A 19,029-nucleotide genomic window follows, 5' to 3' on the forward strand; every position below is an offset into this window, starting at 1 on the left:
GGAAGTGAAACCGCTTAGCGCCGATGGTAGTGTGGAGTTTCTCCATGTGAGAGTAGGTCATCGTCAGGCACTTATACCGAACCGCCCCTGTAGCCTTGCTGCAGGGGCGGTTCTCTTTGTGCGCAGAAAAAATTGGCGCAAAAAAGCCTCGTGCAAGCAAAGTGTGCCGAGAATTGCTGATGAAAGCTGCTAGATCATTGGTGTGATAGCCCCGCCAGGTAGGGTTTCTCCCTGCAAGAGTCGCGGATGGCCGCCCCATGACAGTCATGAAAAGTTCGCCAGGCACTTATACCGGACCGCCCCTGTAGCCTTGCTACAGGGACGGTTCTCTTTGTGCGCAGGAAAAGTGGTGCTCAGGAAGCGTTGGCGCAAAAGAACTGCCGTGCTGGGGTAAATGCGTATAGCACAAGACATAGCCACATGAGCTATATGAGACAAAGATGCCTCTATCACTTCTGTGATAGAGGCATCTTTGTCTATGGATCAGTATCACTGGGAAAGCGTTTTGACGCTCTATTGAGTGTACTTGATCGACAGGCATTCCACGCTGTTGAGAGATATCTTTATCGGGAGATATCTTTGCTGTTGCTGCACCTGCTCGGTGTCTGCGCTGTCATTGAATATCACTCATTGAAGTTAGCCATGAACAGGCGCAAGGAGGCGACATGGCGAGGAGCATTTCATATTCTTCATCAAGACTTCTATTGGCAGGAATGATGGCTCTTTTGTTGGGGCTGATGTCATCAGAAATGGCATCTGCCGGGGAGCGAGAGAGAAAGATAGAGCGCTGTCAGTTCATCAAGGACAAGATCGAATATTATACCGATAGGCGTCGCGGCGGCGGGTCGTCGGGCCAGATGCGAAGTTGGCAGTCCCAGCGCAATGACTACAAGCAGCGCTATCGGGATGAAAACTGCACGCGCGTCAGGGCAGCACTGAAGTGACTCCCCTATTGACGCGATAATAGTGAGTCGCAGTGCGCTACTCTTAGTGTTGTAGGTTGTAGATAGACGCAGCCAAACATGACGATGCCCCTCTTGAGAATGTCTCAAGAGGGGCATCGTTGTTCAGGACGATTCGCTCAGGGCGATTCGTTCAGGGACGTTTTCGCAGGCGTGTCAGGCCTTCCTGGGCGCTGGATGCCACCAGCTCGCCGTGCCGGTTATAGAGACTACCGCGAGCGAAGCTGCGTGCGCCTCCCGCCCACGGGCTATCCATCTCGTAGAGCAGCCAATCATTGACGCGTACATCGCGGTGGAACCATAGCGAGTGATCCAGGCTCGCCATTTGCAGTTCGGGCGAACCGAACCGCACACCATGTCCGCCGAGGCCGGTCGCCAGCAGGTTGAAGTCGGAGCTGTATGTCAGCAGGTAGCGATGTAGGGCATCATCTTCCGGCAGCTCGCCTGCCAGACGGAACCACAGCCGCTGGCGTGGTGGGGGGCAGGCGTCATCATCACTCGCCGTGATCGGCGCCTTCAGGCGCAGGAACTCGATGGGGTGGCCCTCATAGCGCTCGATACGTGCCCCCTGTTCGATCAACTGCTCTGGGGATTCGATATCGGGCATGGCGAGCTGATGCTCGAAGCCTGCCTCCTTGCCATGGAAGGAGGCGCTGCAGAAGAAGATGGTCTTGCCATTCTGGATGGCACTGATGCGTCGAGTCGTGAAGCTGCCGCCATCACGCACGCCATCAACCTGATAGATGACAGGCTTGTGGGCATCGCCCGGGCGCAGGAAGTAGCCATGCAGAGAGTGGACCTGGCGTTCGACCGGTACCGTGCGTGTCGCTGCGGACAGCGCTTGTCCGAGTACCTGCCCGCCAAACAGCTGAGGGAAGCCGAGGTCCTGACTGTGCCCTCTGAACAGGTTCTCTTCCAGGGTCTCAAGACCCAGCAGGGTGACCAGTGCCTCAAGAGGCGCAGTGGCTGTTTGGGTCATGGATCTATCCTTGTACTGAGGGGCAGGCGCTCGGAGCAGTGCCAGACCGCGCGGGGTGGCAATGCAGGAGGAAGCGCGAGCGCCAAGCCGTTATCATGGTGAGCGAAACAATGGCTTCAGGATACCGGAGAACAACGGTGAGTGACGAGTTGGCGATAGCGCCGCAGGCCCGGAGTGGGCCGCGTGGGGATCATTACTATATGCACCGCGCGCTGGACCAGGCGCGGCTGGCATTCGAGGCTGGCGAGGTGCCTGTCGGCGCGGTGGTGGTCAATCCTCAGGGCGACATCATCGGCACTGGCTACAATGCGCCGGTCAGCACCCCGGACCCGACGGCACATGCCGAGGTGCAGGCCTTGCGCGCGGCGGCGGCCCGACTCGGCAACTATCGTCTCGACGATTGCACGCTGTATGTGACGCTGGAACCCTGCATGATGTGCAGTGGCGCCTTGATCCACGCGCGGGTGAAGCGGGTCGTCTACGGGGCGGCAGAGCCGAAGACCGGCATGGTTGAGTCGCGTGCCAATCTGTTTGCACAGCCCTGGCATAACCATCACGTCGTGGTGGAAGGGGGGCTATTGGCCGCTCACGCCAAGCGCTTGCTCAAGTCCTTCTTCGCTGAGCGGCGCGGTGAGCTTCCGAGCTGATCCTTTCATGCTGAACCTTCCGCTCAGATCCGCCCGCGCAGGTCCTCCGCGTTGCGATCGTGTTGGTCTCCGTGAGTCGTCAGGCAGCGACCTGAACCTGATTGCGACCACTGGACTTGGCGCGATACAGCGCCTCATCCGCTGCCTGCAGCAGTGCATCCAGCCGCAACGGAGCGCGCGCCACGCATGCCATGCCCACGGATACCGTGACGACGCTGTCCGTGGCGGGCTGCGGCAGTCCTGCAGCCTGCACGGCACGCCGCAGCTCTTCCGCCAGAGTGCGGCCTACCGCGCGCGGGCATTCCGGAATGCACACCACGAACTCCTCGCCACCGAAGCGCGCCAGTATGCCGCCGGCAGACTCCACGGGTGCCCGTGAGACGGCGGCAATCTTCTGCAGGTAGCGATCTCCCTCCAAGTGTCCCAGTTTGTCGTTGATCGTCTTGAAGAAGTCGATATCCAGAATCATGACCGTCAGAGGCATCTTACCGCTGAAGCTCTGCACCTGCTCGAGGAAATAGCGACGATTGGGCAGCTGGGTCAGCTCGTCGTGACGCGCCAGCCACTGGATCTCGTTCTGCAGTCGCTCTCGCCGCACCATCTCTTCGCGAAGTGCATCATTGGCATTCTTGACGATGCCGTGCTCCTGCGAGACGCGGCGATACATGTAGATCACGAGGAAGAGCAGGTAGGCCAGCAGCATGCCCGTCAGTAACGTCACCTCTGGCAGGCGGCCACGAGTGGCCGCCAGGAACTGCTGTGTCGGCTGCAGGCCCAGTGTCAGGTCGGTGGCGGGCAGCTCGATGGGGATGCGATGCCCCCAGGGCGCCAGACGACTTTCCGGGCCGACATGGATATAGATGTTGCCGCGCTCTGACAGGGTGACCGCAAATGCCTCATTGCGTGCCGTGTCCATGGCCCTGTCGAGCAGAGGGGCCAGGTCCACCACCATGGCGATCGCCCCCAGGATGGTGCCATCACGTGGATCGCGCACCGGCAGGTAGGACACCATGCCCTTGCCGCCCTGAATCAGGTCGATGATGCCGGTATGGCCCTCGATGCCGAGTTCCAGCGGATTGCGCAGCGGCGTGTCCGGCTGAGCATCCAGCAGGCGTACGCCCAGCACATCATGATTGCGACCCTTGTCCGGGAAGACGCGCGAAACCACGCTGTCCGGATCGATGAAGGCGATGTTCTGGAAGTAATCGAAATCCTTGTAATAGCTGCGTGCCAGGCGCTGCCATTCTCCGCGCGTCGGTGTCTGCCCCATCAGGCTCCAGAAACCGGCGAAGCGCCGCATCGCATTGAGCTGGTCGTTGATCTCGCGAGACAGCTCCGTGGCGATCTTGTCGCCCAGTACGTAGGTCGACTGGTTGATGCGATTGTTCTCGTCCTGGCTCTGCTGCTGCCAGGCGAGCAGACAGACCAGGGTGATCGAGGAGGAAATGATCAGCGGTATGAGATTGCGGCGCCACATCTGCATGAATGCCGGCTGTAGATCGATCCATTGAGCGATCAACAGCAGACTGACGAAGCTGGTCAGCGTGATGCGTTCCGGGCCTGCCAGCACCATGCTGGCGACGGAAAGACTGGCGTCGGACATCATGGCAAACAGCAACAGCAGCGTGACTTGCGTCAGCTGGATGGCAGAGCCGAATCCCAGTCGCATGCGCAACAGGGCGCAGGTCGTGAGGCCGAAACAGGCAAACAGGATCAGGATAGGCGGGCGGATATTGGCGATGTGCCAATCGCCCGGCAGATTGATCAGCAGGTCTCCCCAGTGGTCCACCCCCACCCAGCTTTCCGGTAGCAGGAAGGTACAGATCAGCAGGATATTGAGGATCAATGAGGCGCTGAGGAACAGCTGGCTGAGGGAGGTATTGCGCCAATGCCAGGCAGCCTGGCCGGCGGCTTGCAGGGTCAACATCATCAGCAGCAGCGCATTGGCTTCATTGCCGGCAGACGGCCAGAGCCCCAGCAAGGCGATGCCGAACGCGATCAGGCTTAGCGACATCAAGACGAGTCTGCGTGTCATTCCCTGTCCTTAGAGGCTCTTGATGCGTGGTGAAGATGCGTGCACTTGAGGCACCGGAGTGCTGACGGTCCGAACTCCATCCTCAGAGAATCGGAGGCACTGTATCGAAGGGATTGCTGTCGCCTTCGTCGTCGGTAATCGGACGCTCATCCAGCTGATAGAACTGCTGCTGGCTACGGTAAACATAATTCAGTATTTCATAATAACGACGGATATTGCGGACATAGATGACAGGTTCTCCGCCGCGTGCATAACCATAACGGACTTTCTGGTACCACTCACGATTCTGAAGCAAGGGCAGGGCTTCGCGGACATCCTTCCAGCGATTCGGGTCGCCGCCCTTCATCTTCACGATCCGTCTGGCGTCAAACAGGTGACCCAGGCCGACATTGTAGGCTGCCAGCGTCATCCAGGTGCGATCCGGTTCCTTGATCTCGTCTGGCAAGCGTCCCTTTATACTCACAAGATAGCGTGAGCCACCATCGATGCTCTGAACGGGGTCCAAACGGTTGGCGATCTTCATTTCGCGCGCCGTCACATTGGTCAGCATCATCAGGCCGCGCACCCCTGTGGGAGAGGTGGCCTTGGGCTGCCAGTGCGATTCCTGATAGCCCGTGGCGGCCAGCAGTTTCCAGTCGATACCGGTTTCGCGTGCGGCTTCCTTGAAGGTATCGATATAGCGCGGCAGGCGGTCGCGTGCCTGGCGGATGAAGGTGCGTGCGCCGACATACTCGAGATAGTCATCATGGCCGAAATAGCGCTCGACCAGTTGATCGAGAGTGCCATCCTGGCGGCGTGTCTCGAGAAAATCATTGGCGGCGGTCAGCAATGAAATGTCGCCATGTGCGGGGAAGGCCCAGGCCAGCGTCAGAGGATCGCCCACGTCGAAGCCGTTCTCCACATTGGGGAAGAACAGGCGATTGAGCTTGAATTGATGGGCATAGACGACCGCCGCATCCAGCTTGTCTTCCTCGATGCGTTGCAGCAGGTCCGCCACCTCAAGCTCGCCGGTTTCCTTCCAGCTGAGTTCGGGGATGTCCTGCTGGACTTCGCGCAGTACCAGGCTGGTGCCGGCGCCCTTGATGACGCCGATGCGCTTGCCGACCAGATCCTTCAATTCCTTGGGCGGGTGCATGCCGCGGCGATAGACCACCATCGCCTGCAATTCGAGGATGGGGCGCGAGAAGCGCAGGTCCTGTTCGGAGAGATCCAGCGGCAGGGTCGCGGCCGCAAGATCGGCCTGATCATTGAGCACGCTCTGGGTCAGGCTCTCGATATTGTGCTCGGAATCCATTGACAGACTCACGCCAAGATAATCGGCGAAGTCCCGTGCCAGCTCGTATTCGAAACCGGTAGGCCCCTGACGGCCACGATAGAAGGTCGTGGGGGTATTGCGCGTGGCGACCTGAATGAAGTCGCGCGCGCGGACATCGTCCAGCCGCGTGGGCATCTCGATGAGGGTGCGCTCGGGCAGTATAAGCAAGGCGAGGGCCAGCGCCGCGACGAGGAAACGCCGCGCGTGGCGCAGCAGCTGTCGCACGGGCGGAATGAGAGAAGAGGGCGAAGTCTTGAGCATGCGTCAGCATCATTCACGGCAGGGCTTCCACCATACCGGCAGCTCAACACACTGTCATCCAACGCATGTCGCCTGCGGGCTTCGTTAAGGCTCGCCTTTCACGTATGATATGCGCTTGCTGCCGCCGTTTGGCGGTTGTCCGTTCACGCTGCTTCAGAGGCTTTCCCTGACCATGCTCGAACTGCGAGGCGCGCCTGCCCTTTCCGCCTTCCGTCACACCCGTCTACTGGCTGCATTACGCGAGCTGGTGCCGGAGGTGGAATCTCTTCATGCCGAGTACCTTCATCTGGCCGAGGTCGATGGTGAACTGAGCAGTTCCGATCGGACAACACTGGAGCGCCTGCTGGACTACGGCCCCAGTCGTGACGAGAGCGCTCCGGAAGGACATCTCTTCCTCGTCATCCCCCGCCTCGGCACGCTGTCCCCCTGGTCTTCCAAGGCCACGGATATCGCCGCCAACTGCGGCCTGCCGCAAGTCCGCCGCCTCGAGCGTGGCATCGCCTACCGCATCAAGCTGGACGCGCCCCTGAGCGAAGAGCTCTTCGCCACGCTGTCCTCCCGACTGCACGACCGCATGACCGAGACGGTATTGACCCGTACTCAGGACGCGGCACGTCTGTTCCAGCATCAGGCACCTGCCAAGCTTGCCCATGTCGACATCCTCGGCGGTGGCCGCGAAGCCCTGGCCAAGGCCAACGGTAGCCTGGGTCTGGCACTGGCCGATGACGAGATCGATTATCTGGTCGAGTCCTTCAAGACTCTGGGCCGCAATCCTGCCGACATCGAACTGATGATGTTCGCTCAGGCGAACTCCGAGCATTGCCGCCACAAGATCTTCAATGCGGACTGGACCATCGACGGCGAAGCGCAGTCGCACTCGCTGTTCAAGATGATCAAGAACACCTACCAGCATCATCCGGATGGCGTGCTGTCCGCCTACAGTGACAACGCCGCCGTGATGGAAGGTCCGACTGCCGGGCGTTACTTCCCGACAGGCGAAGGCCACATCTATACCTACCATCAGGAACCGATCAACATCCTGATGAAGGTCGAGACCCACAACCACCCGACCGCCATCGCCCCTTATCCGGGCGCCGCGACCGGTGCCGGTGGCGAGATTCGTGATGAAGGCGCGACCGGTGTCGGCTCCAAGCCGAAAGCGGGTCTGACCGGCTTCAGCGTCTCCAACCTGCGCATCCCGGGCTTCGAACAGCCGTGGGAGCACGACTACGGCAAGCCGGAGCGCATCAAGACCGCCTACGACATCATGCTCGAAGGCCCGATCGGGGGCGCTGCGTTCAACAACGAATTCGGCCGTCCCAACCTCAACGGCTACTTCCGTACCTACGAGCAGGATGCCTTCGGTGCCGGCGGTATCGAGCGTCGCGGCTATCACAAGCCGATCATGCTCGCCGGCGGTTACGGCAACATCCGCAGCCAGCACGTCGAGAAGGGCGATATTCCGGTCGGCGCCAAGCTGATCGTGATGGGCGGCCCGGCGATGCTGATCGGTCTGGGCGGCGGTGCTGCCTCTTCCATGGCCTCCGGCAGCTCCAGCGAAGACCTCGATTTCGCCTCCGTGCAGCGTGACAACGCCGAGATGGAGCGTCGCGTGCAGGAAGTCATCGATCGCTGCTGGGCGCTGGATGACAAGAATCCGATCTGCTTCATCCACGACGTCGGCGCGGGCGGTCTGTCCAACGCACTGCCGGAGCTGGTCAAGGATGGCGGTCGCGGTGGCCTGTTCGATCTGCGCGCCGTGCCGAGCGCCGAATCCGGCATGAGCCCGCTGGAAATCTGGTGCAACGAATCCCAGGAACGCTACGTGCTGGCGGTGGCGCCGGAGAATCTGGCCACCTTCGAAGCCCTGTGCGAGCGTGAGCGTTGCCTGTACGCCGTGGTCGGTGAAGCCCTCGAGGAGCACGAGCTGATCGTCAAGGATGGTCACTTCGATACGCGTCCGGTCGATCTGCCGATGGATGTGCTGTTCGGCAAGCCGCCCAAGATGTCACGCAGCTTCGAGCGCCAGACGCTGGAACTGCCGGCGTTGGGCCTCGACAACCTCGACCCGCGCGAAGCGATGACCCGTGTGCTGCAGCTGCCCACCGTCGCCTCCAAGAAATTCCTGATCACCATCGGCGACCGCTCGATCACCGGCATGGTCGCGCGCGACCAGATGGTCGGTCCGTGGCAGGTACCGGTGGCCGATTGCGCCGTCACCACCAGCTCCCTCGACAGCCATGTCGGTGAAGCGATGGCGATGGGCGAGCGTACGCCGGTCGCACTGATCTCGCCGGCGGCGTCCGCGCGTCTGGCCGTGGCCGAGGTGATCACCAATCTGGCCGCCGCGCCGATCGCCAAGCTGTCTGACATCAAGCTGTCCGCCAACTGGATGAGCGCTGCCGATCACACCGGCGAGAATCAGGCGCTCTACGAGGCCGTCCACGCCGTCGGCATGGAACTGTGCCCGGCGCTGGACCTGACCATTCCGGTCGGCAAGGACTCCATGTCCATGCGCACCGCCTGGCAGGACGAGAACGGCGAAGACAAGTCGATCACCGCGCCGCTGTCGCTGGTGATGACAGGCTTCGCGCCGGTCACCGATGCCATGCGTACCCTCACGCCGCAGCTGCGTCGCACGCTGAATGGCGAGGCCGTGGAAACGGACCTGATCCTGATCGATCTTGGCCATGGCGCTCACCGTCTCGGTGGCTCCGCGCTGGCGCAGGTCTATGGTCAGGTCGGCAATGAAGCGCCGGATCTTGCCAAGCCCGAAGACCTCAAGCACTTCTTCGAGGCCATCCAGCGCTTCAATGTCGAAGGCAAGCTGCTGGCCTATCACGACCGCAGCGACGGTGGTCTGTTGACCACCTTGATGGAAATGTCCTTCGCGGGACGTGTCGGTCTCGATATCTCCCTCGACTGGACCGCCGCCGAGCCGGGTCAGGCCACCGGCGCGCTGTTCGCCGAAGAACTGGGTGCCGTGGTGCAGGTGCGTCGCGAACATACCGAGTCCATCCTCGCCGAACTCAAGGCCGTGGGCCTCGAGCACAGTGGCGTGATCGCCACGCCGCGTGCCGATGAGCAGATCAACATCACGCTGCTGGGCCAGAACCTGCTCTCCACCACCCGCGCCAGTGCCGAGCGCCTGTGGGCCGAGACCAGCTATCGCATGCAGGCCGCACGTGACAACGCCGATTGCGCCAAGAGCGAATTCGAGTCCATCAACGACGTGCGTGACCCGGGCCTTACCGCCCAGGCCACTTTCGACGTCAACGAGGACATCGCGGCGCCGTACCTGAACACCGGTGCACGTCCGCGCATGGCGATCCTGCGCGAGCAGGGCGTCAATGGTCAGCTCGAGATGGCGGCAAGCTTCGACCGTGCCGGTTTCGAGGCCGTCGATGTCCACATGAGCGACATCCTCGAAGGGCGTGTCGATCTGGACACCATGCGGGGCTTGGTCGCCTGTGGCGGCTTCTCCTACGGTGACGTGCTGGGTGCCGGCGGTGGCTGGGCCAAGTCGGTGCTGTTCAATGCGCGTGCGCGTGAACAGTTCGAGCGCTTCTTCAACCGTGACGACAGCTTCGCGCTGGGCGTCTGCAACGGTTGCCAGATGCTCTCCCAGCTCAAGGAGCTGATCCCGGGAGCCGAGGCCTGGCCGCGCTTCGTGCGCAACGAGTCCGAGCAGTTCGAGGCCCGTGTCGCGATGGTCGAAGTCGAGAAGAGCGCCTCGCTGTTCCTCGATGGCATGGAAGGCTCGCGCCTGCCGATCGCCATCGCGCATGGCGAAGGGCGTGCCGAGTTCCGCGACAGCGCGCACCTGCGCAAGATGCAGAGCAGCGGCCAGGTCGCGCTGCGTTACGTCGACAACTACGGCCAGACCACCACGCGCTATCCGGCCAACCCGAACGGTTCGCCGTCCGGTATCACCGGTCTGACCACCGATGATGGTCGCGTGACCATCATGATGCCGCACCCGGAGCGCGTGGCGCGTGCCGTCACCAACTCCTGGCGTCCGGACGACTGGCAGCAGGATGGCGCCTGGTTGCGCATGTTCCGCAATGCCCGTCGCTGGGTTGACTGAGCGACGTGACGCGCCAGCGACTCGGCCTCCTCGGTCGATGAGGCTGGCGCACGCCACCAGTGGCGAAATGCAGTACCGGGAGACGCCTTCGTGGTTCACGCCACGAGGGCGTCTTCTTGTTTATAGACATGCCGAGAGCACCGTGGTGCGACTGGCTCAACAGCGGATTCCACCGTTGAGCAGGACACTCGGCCCGGCATGCGGCAGGCTGGCGTCATCGTGATGTCGCCATCGCCATCGCCATCGCCATCGCCATCGATGATGATGCCTGCCTGACAGGCATGGTGTGTTCCGTGGCCGCCGCACTGGGCGCAACCCGTGGTCGCGACTCTTGCTCACAACCCCAGACCCTCCCACAACGACAGCCCTGACATTGCTGTTCGCTGGCAAAGGAAGCTTTGATGAAACTGAAATGGTCGCTGTTACCTCGCTACTCCGTCTTCGGGCTCTGTGTCCTCGGCTTGCTGGTCTGCCTGGGGCTGTCGGAGCTGACGCCCTGGATATGGCCGCTGACGCTGCTGATGGCCTTTCTGGTCGCCGTCGGCATCTACGACATGCAGCAGCCGGATTACGCCGTGCGTCGCAACTATCCGGTGATCGGCAACATGCGCTACCTGTTCAAGGCGCTGCGTCCGGAAATGCGTCAGTACCTGTTCGAGTCGGACACCGATCAGCTGCCGTTTTCCCACAAGCAGCGCGAGCTGGTCTATGCGCGTGGCCGTCAGCACAACTCCTCCCAGCCGTTCGGCACCTTGCTCGATGTCTATTCCGACAGCTATGAGTTCATCGGCCACTCCATGCAGACCTCGAGCGTGCCGGACCCCAAGGGCTTTCGTCTCAACGTCGGCAACTCCCAGTGCTCGCATCCCTACAATGCCTCGCTGTTCAATATCTCGGCGATGAGCTTCGGCTCCTTGAGCGCCAATGCCATCCGCGCCCTGAACAAGGGCGCCAGGCTGGGCAACTTCGCCCATGACACCGGCGAAGGCAGCATCAGTCCCTATCACCGCGAATTCGGGGGCGATCTGATCTGGGAGCTGGGCAGTGGCTACTTCGGCTGCCGCGACGAGGAAGGGCGCTTCGATGGCGAGAAGTTTGCCCGTCAGGCGGCCAGCGAGCAGGTCAAGATGATCGAGATCAAGCTCAGCCAGGGTGCCAAGCCCGGCCACGGGGGCGTCTTGCCGGCCAGCAAGATCAGCGAGGAGATCGCCGAGACGCGCGGGATTCCGATGGGCAAGGATTGCATCTCGCCGTCCAACCACGGTGAGTTCTCCACACCGCTTGAGCTGTTGAGCTTCATCCAGCGCCTGCGCGAGCTGTCGGGTGGCAAGCCGGTGGGCTTCAAGCTGTGCCTCGGGCAGCCGTGGGAGTTCATGGCCATCGTCAAGGCGATGCTCGAGACAGGGATCGTGCCCGATTTCATCGTCGTCGATGGCAGTGAGGGCGGCACCGGCGCCGCACCGACCGAATTCACCGACCACCTCGGCACCCCGCTGCGTGAAGGGCTGCAGTTCGTCCACAATTCGCTGGTGGGCGCAGGGCTGCGTGATGAGGTGCGCATCGGGGTCAGCGGCAAGATCATCAGTGCCTTCGATATCGCCTGCGTGATGGCACTGGGCGCGGACTGGGTCAATGCCGCACGCGGTTACATGTTCGCGCTGGGCTGCATCCAGTCACTGAGCTGTCACACCAACAAGTGCCCGACGGGGATCGCCACCCAGGATGATCTGCGCCAGAAATCGCTGGTCGTGGAAGACAAGGCCGATCAGGTGCGTCATTTCCACCACAACACCCTGCATGCGCTGGCCGAGATCCTGTCGGCGGCGGGCCTGCACACGCCCTGGCAGATCACCCCGGACCACCTGGTGCATCGTGTCTCCGAGAATGAGGTCAAGCTGTTCTCGCACCTGCATCCCTTCCTGACCAAGGGCGCACTGCTGACGCAAGGGGATGACTATCCCTTCTATCGTCGTGTCTGGGCGATGGCCCAGGCCGAGAGCTTCCAGCCGCGATCGCTGTCGGAGGTCTCGGGCGCCAAGCGCGAGTAGACAATCGTCACCTCTGCGACCAAACGACCGTTCAACAACCGGGCGCAGGCAGTCACACTGAGACGTAGCGAGTCATGCCCGCGGGCAGCTCGACGAACGCAGTGTGGTTGCCTGCGCCTTTTGGGTTTATCACTGGATGAGTGCCATCGCTCGGCACTGTCGTGAAATCGTTCGAGCGCGTGCTTGCTCGTTATCCGTCGCAGGGAGACCGCCATGTCTGACGCTACCCACCTCACGCCTGAACGTTATGTGACCCTCTCGATCAGTGAGCATGTCGCCGACGTGCGCCTCAATCGCCCTGACAAGCACAACGGCATCGACTGGAAGATGATCGATGCCCTGCTGGCAGTACAGCAGGAGCTGCATGCCCGCGCCCGGGAATCAGGCCTGCGCGCCATCGTGCTGTCCGGCGAGGGGCCCAGTTTCTGTGCGGGGCTGGATATCGCCGCCATCATGGGCGACGCCGCCCGCGTGCCGCAGTTGCTGGTCGCGGGGGCCAATGGCTGTGCGCCGCAGCGCAATACCGTGCAGCAGCTGGCGCTGGGCTGGCGAGATGTCGGGGTGCCGGTCATCGCCGCCTTGCATGGCAATGTCTTCGGTGGCGGCCTGCAGATCGCGCTGGGGGCGGACATCCGGCTGTGTGATCCTGATGCGCGTCTGGCGGTGCTCGAGATTGACTGGGGCATCATTCCGGACATGGGCATCAGCGTCACCGCGCGTGGCGTACGACCGGACTGGCTGCACGAGCTGACGTGGAGCGGGCGCAAGGTCGAGGCCAGCGAGGCGCAGAGTGCCGGCCTGGTCACGCGCATCATCTCCAGCCCGCAGGAGGAGGCGTTGGCCCTGGCGCGCCAGATTGCCGGGCGCTCTCCCAGCGCCATCCGCGCCATCACGCGTCTCTATGACGAGGCCCTCGCTGCGCCGGAAGCCGAGGCGCTGGCGCTTGAAGCAGAACTGCAGTCCTCGCTGCTGGGGCGTGCGGAGCAGACCGAGTGCATCAAGGCCAAGCTCGAGGGGCGCGCGCCGCGCTTCTGACCCTGACGGGCCAAGACTGACGGGCTCAGGTTATCCACACCCACTTTGCCGCTGCAGTCGCTGATGCGGATAATGGGGGCATTGTCCCTTCCTGCGATTCGGCGGCCCCTTGATGTCAATTTCCTTGTCAGCCATCACGTCACTGTCAGCCCTCACGTCCCTGTCAGCCATCACTTTCCTGGGCCTGCCTGCCGGCAGCGCTCCCACTCGCGTATCTCGCTGGACGGCGCTGCATGTTTGAGCTGCGTCCGTATCAGCAGGAGGCCGTGCGGCGTACCGTCGAGCACTTTCGCCGCAGTGATGAGGCGGCGGTGATCGTGCTGCCCACCGGCAGCGGCAAGTCATTGGTGATCGCGGAGCTTGCGCGTATCGCGCGTGGCCGTGTGCTGGTGCTGGCGCATGTGCGCGAGCTGGTCGAGCAGAACCACGCCAAGTACGAATCCTATGGCAAGGACGCCGACATCTTCAGTGCCGGCCTCAAGCGCAAGCAGGCCTCGCGTCAGGTGGTGTTCGGCTCGGTGCAGTCAGTGGTGCGCAACCTCGATGCCTTCACGCCTGAGGAACAGGCGGCTGATGCACAGGCGGCACCCTTCACGCTGCTGGTGATCGATGAGTGCCACCGGGTCTCGCTGGAGAAGGACGCCAGCTATCGCAAGGTCATCAATCATCTGCGCGAGCACAATCCGCGCCTCAAGGTACTGGGACTGACGGCGACGCCGTATCGTCTCGGTCAGGGCTTCATCTTCCATCGTCACTATCACGGCATGGTGCGCGGGGATGATGACTGCTTCTTCCGTGATTGCGTCTTCGAGCAGCCGCTGCGCCTGATGGTGCGGCAAGGCTTTCTGAGTGAGCCGCGGCGCGTCGATGTCGCGGTGGCGCGCTATGACTTCTCGCAGCTGGCGCCCGGCATCGGCGGCAGCTTTCAGGAGGCGGAGCTCAACGAGGTGGTGCAGGGCTCCCGCGCGACGCCGGGCATCGTGCTGGATATCGTCGCCCAGGCACGCGAACGGCGTGGCGTGATGGTGTTCTGTTCCACCGTCGAGCATGCCGAGGAAGTCACCGCACTCCTGCCTGACGGCGAGGCGGCACTGATCACCGGCGAGACCCCCGGCGAGGAGCGCGAGCGGCTGATCAATGCCTTCAAGGCCCAGCAGCTCAAGTATCTGGTCAATGTCGCGGTGCTCACCACCGGCTTCGATGCGCCGCATGTCGACCTGATCGCCATCCTGCGGCCCACCGAATCCGTCAGTCTCTATCAGCAGATCGTCGGGCGCGGCCTGCGTCTGAGTCCCGGCAAGACGGATTGTCTGATTCTCGACTACGCCGGCAACCCCTGGGACCTCTACGCGCCGGAGGTGGCGACGCCGAAGCCGGCCGGCGACACCGAGATCGTCCAGGTCGAGTGCCCGGTGTGCGGCAATGCCAATCTGTTCTGGGGACGCAAGGATGGTGAGCTGGTGGTCGAGCACTTCGGGCGTCGCTGTCAGGGGCTGGTCGAGTCACCGGAGGGCGAGGGCAGGCCGCTGGTGCAGTGCGACTTCCGCTATCGCGCCAAGGCCTGCCCGCAGTGTGGCGAGGCCAATGACATTGCCGCACGCCATTGTCATGCCTGTCAGGCACGGCTGGTCGACCCGGATGACAAGCTGCGCGATGCGCTCAAGCTGCGTGACGCACGGGTGCTGCGCGTCAGCGGCTGGCAGCTGGAGGAGGCGCGCAACGGGCGCGGTCTGCCACGCTTGAAGGTGACCTATTACGACGAGGATGGCACCGATCTGTCCGAGTGGTTCGCGCTCGAGACCTCCGCCCAGCGTCACGCCTTCCGCTTGAGCTTCCTCGCGCGTCATCTGCGCGCGCCGGGCAGTGACTGGGCGCCGAAGGACATCGCCGAGGTGCTGGCGGGCGAGGAGCGTCTCAAGGCGCCGGACTTCGTCATCGGGCGCAAGAGCGGGCGTTACTGGCAGATCCGCGACAAGCTGTTCGACTACGCCGGGCGCTATCGCACCGGTATCGCCGCCGGCTGAACGGCGCGCTGGCCGCTGCGTGATCCGGTCGCGTGGCGCATGTTGTCAGGGACACGACGTCGCGGGGATGCTGATCGGTGCCTCGGGTTGCTAGACTGGCGGCTTCATACGCCTCAGGGAGAACTCACAAGGTGAGTGCCACCGATACCTCGGCCAGGCTGGTGTCCGGCTTACGCCCCACCGGACACCTGCAACTCGGACACTATCAATCAGTGATCCGGCGCTGGACCGAGCTGCAATACCATCACGATGCCTATTTTCTGGTCGCCGACTGGAACGCGCTGGCGGTCAGCGGTCACGCGCCTCACGAGATCGAGCAATACAGCTGGGCGATGGTGATCGACTGTCTCGCCTGTGGGGTCAACCCCAAGGTCGCTACCCTGTTCATCCAGTCGTGGGTGCCGGAGCTGACCGATGTGCACATGATCCTGGCCAGCGTCACGCCCAAGGCCTGGCTGGAGCGTCTGCCCAGCTACCGCGAGATGGTCGCCGGGCTCGGTGAGCAGCAGGGTGCCAGCCTGGCCATGCTCGGTGCGCCCCTGATGCAGGCGGCCGACATTCTGGCGCTGCGGGGGCAGGTGGTGCCCGCCGGCCCCGAGCAGCGTGCGCATATCGAGTTCACCCGTGAGGTCGCCCGACGCTTCAATCATCGCTATGGCCGCGATGCCGGCTTCGAGGAGCAGGCTGAACGCGCCATCGCGCGCCTGGGCAAGAAGAGCGGTCGCCTGTATCGCGAATGGTTGAGCGACTACCAGGAAGAGGGGGATCTGGAAGCCTTCGAGCGCGCGCGTGGCCTGCTGGCCGAGACCAGCAAGCTCAACCGCAACCAGCAGGAGCGCCTGCTCGGCTATCTGGAAGGTGGCGGGCGGCGCATCCTCGGCGAGCCGGAACACTGGCAGGGTGAGGTCGAGCCGCTGCTGGGCATGGAGCTCAAGACACACAAGGCCGCACGGGAAGACGCCATCTTTCTGCGCAGCGGGCGCGACGATATCGCGGCCTGCGTGCGCGAGATGCCCACCGACCCTGCGCGCGTGCGTCGCAAGGACCCCGGTGACCCGCAGCGCTGCCCGCTGTGGACTCTGCATGAAAGCTTCACGCCCGCCTCGGACCGCCAGTGGGCGGAGGAAGGCTGCCGTGATGCCAGCATCGGCTGTCTGGACTGCAAGGGTTGTCTGATCGAGCATGTCGACGCGGCGCTGACGCCGATTCGTGAGCGTGCCGAGGCGCTGGAAGGGGAGCATGGCAAGGTGCGCACCATGATGACAGAAGGCGCCGAGCGGGCCCGCGACACCGTGCGTGACACCCTGGATGAGCTGCGGCGCGTGATTGGCCTGACCTATCGCTAGGCGCGGGCGGCGCCGAGCGCGGGCCCGGCGTGTCACCGGCGGCGTAAAGACTTGGGGGATGGGGCGCGAGCCGCTAGAATGCCCGTCCCCCGGACCCACCTTCACCCGCCTCCTGCAGGAGATGTCATGAGCGACCTGCTCGATGGCGCCAGTTTTGCCCTCACCGATGGGCATCAGCCCGCACCTCTCGTCACGCCCCCGACGGCGGCGTCGACGGTGCTGGCGCGCGTCAACGACACCGCGCTCACCGAGATGCCGCAGGACCTGTACATCCCGCCGGAGGCGCTGCGTGTCTTTCTCGAGACCTTCGAGGGGCCGCTGGATCTGCTGCTCTACCTCATTCGTCGCCAGAATCTCGATATCCTCGCCATCAATGTCGCGGCCATCACCCATCAGTACATCGAGTATGTCGAGCTGATGCACGCCATGCAGATCGACCTGGCCGGTGAATACCTGCTGATGGCCGCGATGCTGGCGGAGATCAAGTCGCGCAGCCTGCTGCCGCGTCAGCCCAAGGCGAGTGATGACGACGAGGAAGAGGACCCGCGCGCCGAGCTGATCCGCCGCCTGCAGGAATACGAGCAGACCAAGCTGGCCGCCGAAGGGCTGGATGAGATGCCACGTCAGGGCCGCGACTGGTTCGTGGCCACGGCAGACCTGCCCGAGCTCGAGACGCGGGTGGTGCACCCTGATGTCGATCTGTCGGAATTGCTCGGCGCGTTGTCCGGTCTCTTGCGTCAGGCGGATCTCGTCCAGGCGCACACCATCTCGCGTGAGGTGATGTCGACCCGCGAGCGCATGCTGGCGATCATGAATCTGTTGACCCATGAGCACTTCACGCCCTTCGAGAAGCTGTTCACGCTCGAGGAAGGGCGTGCCGGGGTGGTGGTCAGCTTCATGGCGATTCTGGAGCTGGCCAAGGAGTCGATGATCGAGATCGTCCAGAATGCGCCGCTGTCACCGATTCACGTGCGCGCCCGCACGCCGGAACCGGACCCAGAGGATGACGAGGACTGGCTGGCACTGGAGTTCGCCGACGAAGATGAGGTGGCAGCCGATCAGGGGGCGTTCGATGACGCAGCGTACGATGACGCAGCGCCCGATGGTGCGCAGACGTCACCTTCCTTACCCCCATCCGACGAGCAGGAGAACGCGGCGTCATGAGTTTGCGCGATGTCCCGCTGGACCAGATCATCGAAGCGGCCCTGCTGGCCGCCGGCGAGCCGCTGACGCTTGAGCGCCTGGCCGGTCTGTTCGATGAGTATTCAAGCCCGACCAGGCCCGCGCTGCGCGAGGCGTTGGGCAAGCTGGAAGCGCGCCACCCGGCCGACAAGAGCGCGCTGGAGCTGATCGAGACCGCCAGTGGCTGGCGGCTGCGCGTTCGCCAGCAGTATTCCCCCTGGGTATCGCGGCTGTGGGAAGAGCGTCCGCAACGTTATTCGCGCGCCTTGCTGGAGACCCTGGCGCTGGTGGCCTATCGTCAACCGGTGACCCGCGGCGATATCGAGCAGGTGCGTGGCGTGACGGTCAGCTCCTCGATCATGCGCACCCTGGTCGAGCGCGGCTGGGTGAGAGTGGTCGGTCACCGTGATGTGCCGGGGCGTCCGGCGGTATTCGCCACCACGCGTCAGTTCCTCGATGACTTCGGGCTCAAGACGCTGGAAGAGCTGCCGCCGGTGCATGAACTGAAAGGCTTCGAAGGACTCGAACAGCTCGAGGCAGACCTGTATGATGTGCCGCCCTCTCAGACCTTGCCATTGCCGGATGACCCGGACGGCGAGGCGGAGGAGGCACCGGCAGACGGCGCTGATGCGGGGGCTGATCCAGAGCATGAGACATCGCCTGAGTCAGCACCTGAGGCAGAGACTGGGGAAAAGACTGAATCAGGCGCTGAGACAGGGCTTGAAACAGGGCTTGAAACAGGGCTTGAGACAGGGCTTGAGTCAGATCTTGAGACCGACACCGGCACCCCGGTGCCCGACGACTGGCAACCGCCGGACGTCACCGCCGAGCAGCTGGAAGAGGCGCTGAAGATGCGCGCACTCGATACCTCCGGCGCCTCGGCTGACACACCGAACACAGCAGCACCCTCCGCTTCACAGGCGGAAAATGACCACGCCGGGATGGCGTCCACCGGCTCGGGGTTCGACTTCGCCACACTCGAAGCGCGCCTCAGCCAACGTTTGCGCGGCGCAGACGAGGATGACGACGCTGCCGATGCGCAGCCGCACGACTCCTCCGCTGCCGGGACCGTCGATGATGACGACCCTGCGTAGGCGAAACTCCTATA

At 63.1% G+C, this 19,029-nt stretch carries 11 protein-coding genes and 1 pseudogene; 9 read left to right on the forward strand and 3 right to left on the reverse strand.

Features of this window, described 5'->3' with window-relative positions; all coding sequences use genetic code 11:
* Nucleotides 1–665 precede the first annotated feature (665 nt).
* Nucleotides 666–944: a hypothetical protein gene (locus MSG32_RS15715; protein ID WP_248380607.1), complete on the forward strand. Its 279-nt coding sequence runs from the start codon at nucleotides 666–668 to the stop codon at nucleotides 942–944.
* A 151-nt stretch (nucleotides 945–1,095) separates the two neighbouring features.
* Here MSG32_RS15715 and MSG32_RS15720 read toward each other — a convergent pair whose 3' ends face one another.
* A complete protein-coding gene (locus tag MSG32_RS15720; protein ID WP_248380608.1) occupies nucleotides 1,096–1,941 on the reverse strand; it encodes an acyl-CoA thioesterase II in 846 nt (281 codons plus the stop codon).
* 200 nt (nucleotides 1,942–2,141) lie between these two features.
* Between MSG32_RS15720 and tadA the strand changes: the two genes are divergently transcribed.
* The gene (tadA, locus tag MSG32_RS15725; RefSeq protein ID WP_248380615.1) at nucleotides 2,142–2,588 is read left to right on the forward strand and encodes a tRNA adenosine(34) deaminase TadA; all 447 of its coding nucleotides are present in this window, start codon (nucleotides 2,142–2,144) and stop codon (nucleotides 2,586–2,588) included.
* 79 nt (nucleotides 2,589–2,667) lie between these two features.
* Here the strand turns inward: tadA and MSG32_RS15730 are convergent, their stop codons facing one another.
* The gene (locus MSG32_RS15730; RefSeq protein ID WP_107335978.1) at nucleotides 2,668–4,623 is read right to left on the reverse strand and encodes a diguanylate cyclase; all 1,956 of its coding nucleotides are present in this window, start codon (nucleotides 4,621–4,623) and stop codon (nucleotides 2,668–2,670) included.
* Between the two features lie 82 nt (nucleotides 4,624–4,705).
* Complete coding sequence (gene mltF / locus MSG32_RS15735) at nucleotides 4,706–6,199, reverse strand: membrane-bound lytic murein transglycosylase MltF (protein WP_082388806.1); 1,494 nt, start codon at nucleotides 6,197–6,199, stop codon at nucleotides 4,706–4,708.
* A gap of 172 nt (nucleotides 6,200–6,371) precedes the next feature.
* Between mltF and purL the strand changes: the two genes are divergently transcribed.
* From purL to scpB, 7 genes and pseudogenes are all read left to right on the forward strand, one after another.
* Nucleotides 6,372–10,286, forward strand: a complete 3,915-nt coding sequence (gene purL, locus MSG32_RS15740) for a phosphoribosylformylglycinamidine synthase (protein WP_248380619.1) — start codon at nucleotides 6,372–6,374, stop codon at nucleotides 10,284–10,286.
* A 401-nt stretch (nucleotides 10,287–10,687) separates the two neighbouring features.
* The gene (locus MSG32_RS15745) at nucleotides 10,688–12,334 is read left to right on the forward strand and encodes an FMN-binding glutamate synthase family protein (protein ID WP_199852285.1); all 1,647 of its coding nucleotides are present in this window, start codon (nucleotides 10,688–10,690) and stop codon (nucleotides 12,332–12,334) included.
* Nucleotides 12,335–12,547: 213 nt separating this feature from the next.
* Nucleotides 12,548–13,369, forward strand: a complete 822-nt coding sequence (locus tag MSG32_RS15750; protein WP_248380621.1) for a crotonase/enoyl-CoA hydratase family protein — start codon at nucleotides 12,548–12,550, stop codon at nucleotides 13,367–13,369.
* 233 nt (nucleotides 13,370–13,602) lie between these two features.
* Nucleotides 13,603–15,393 (forward strand): DEAD/DEAH box helicase, encoded by a 1,791-nt coding sequence (locus tag MSG32_RS15755; RefSeq protein ID WP_248380623.1) that lies wholly within the window; start codon nucleotides 13,603–13,605, stop codon nucleotides 15,391–15,393.
* A gap of 131 nt (nucleotides 15,394–15,524) precedes the next feature.
* The gene (locus MSG32_RS15760; RefSeq protein ID WP_043336371.1) at nucleotides 15,525–16,739 is read left to right on the forward strand and encodes a hypothetical protein; all 1,215 of its coding nucleotides are present in this window, start codon (nucleotides 15,525–15,527) and stop codon (nucleotides 16,737–16,739) included.
* A gap of 126 nt (nucleotides 16,740–16,865) precedes the next feature.
* Nucleotides 16,866–17,903 carry a ScpA family protein gene (locus MSG32_RS15765; protein WP_248380625.1) on the forward strand — a complete coding sequence of 346 codons (1,038 nt, stop codon included), beginning with the start codon at nucleotides 16,866–16,868 and terminating at the stop codon, nucleotides 17,901–17,903.
* Nucleotides 17,900–18,421: pseudogene (gene scpB, locus MSG32_RS15770) on the forward strand (SMC-Scp complex subunit ScpB); the annotation flags it as partial. The gene MSG32_RS15765 and the pseudogene scpB, both read left to right, overlap by 4 nt.
* Nucleotides 18,422–19,029 lie beyond the last annotated feature (608 nt).

This window comes from Cobetia sp. 1CM21F, from assembly GCF_023161745.1.
Lineage (GTDB): Bacteria > Pseudomonadota > Gammaproteobacteria > Pseudomonadales > Halomonadaceae > Cobetia > Cobetia amphilecti.

Excerpts from the sequence above, each read along its gene's own strand:
- MSG32_RS15715 (WP_248380607.1), top strand. The coding sequence starts at position 666 with ATGGCGAGGAGCATTTCATATTCTTCATCAAGACTTCTATTGGCAGGA.
- MSG32_RS15720 (WP_248380608.1), bottom strand. The coding sequence starts at position 1,941 with ATGACCCAAACAGCCACTGCGCCTCTTGAGGCACTGGTCACCCTGCTG.
- tadA (WP_248380615.1), top strand. The coding sequence starts at position 2,142 with ATGCACCGCGCGCTGGACCAGGCGCGGCTGGCATTCGAGGCTGGCGAG.
- MSG32_RS15730 (WP_107335978.1), bottom strand. The coding sequence starts at position 4,623 with ATGACACGCAGACTCGTCTTGATGTCGCTAAGCCTGATCGCGTTCGGC.
- mltF (WP_082388806.1), bottom strand. The coding sequence starts at position 6,199 with ATGCTCAAGACTTCGCCCTCTTCTCTCATTCCGCCCGTGCGACAGCTG.
- purL (WP_248380619.1), top strand. The coding sequence starts at position 6,372 with ATGCTCGAACTGCGAGGCGCGCCTGCCCTTTCCGCCTTCCGTCACACC.
- MSG32_RS15745 (WP_199852285.1), top strand. The coding sequence starts at position 10,688 with ATGAAACTGAAATGGTCGCTGTTACCTCGCTACTCCGTCTTCGGGCTC.
- MSG32_RS15750 (WP_248380621.1), top strand. The coding sequence starts at position 12,548 with ATGTCTGACGCTACCCACCTCACGCCTGAACGTTATGTGACCCTCTCG.
- MSG32_RS15755 (WP_248380623.1), top strand. The coding sequence starts at position 13,603 with ATGTTTGAGCTGCGTCCGTATCAGCAGGAGGCCGTGCGGCGTACCGTC.
- MSG32_RS15765 (WP_248380625.1), top strand. The coding sequence starts at position 16,866 with ATGAGCGACCTGCTCGATGGCGCCAGTTTTGCCCTCACCGATGGGCAT.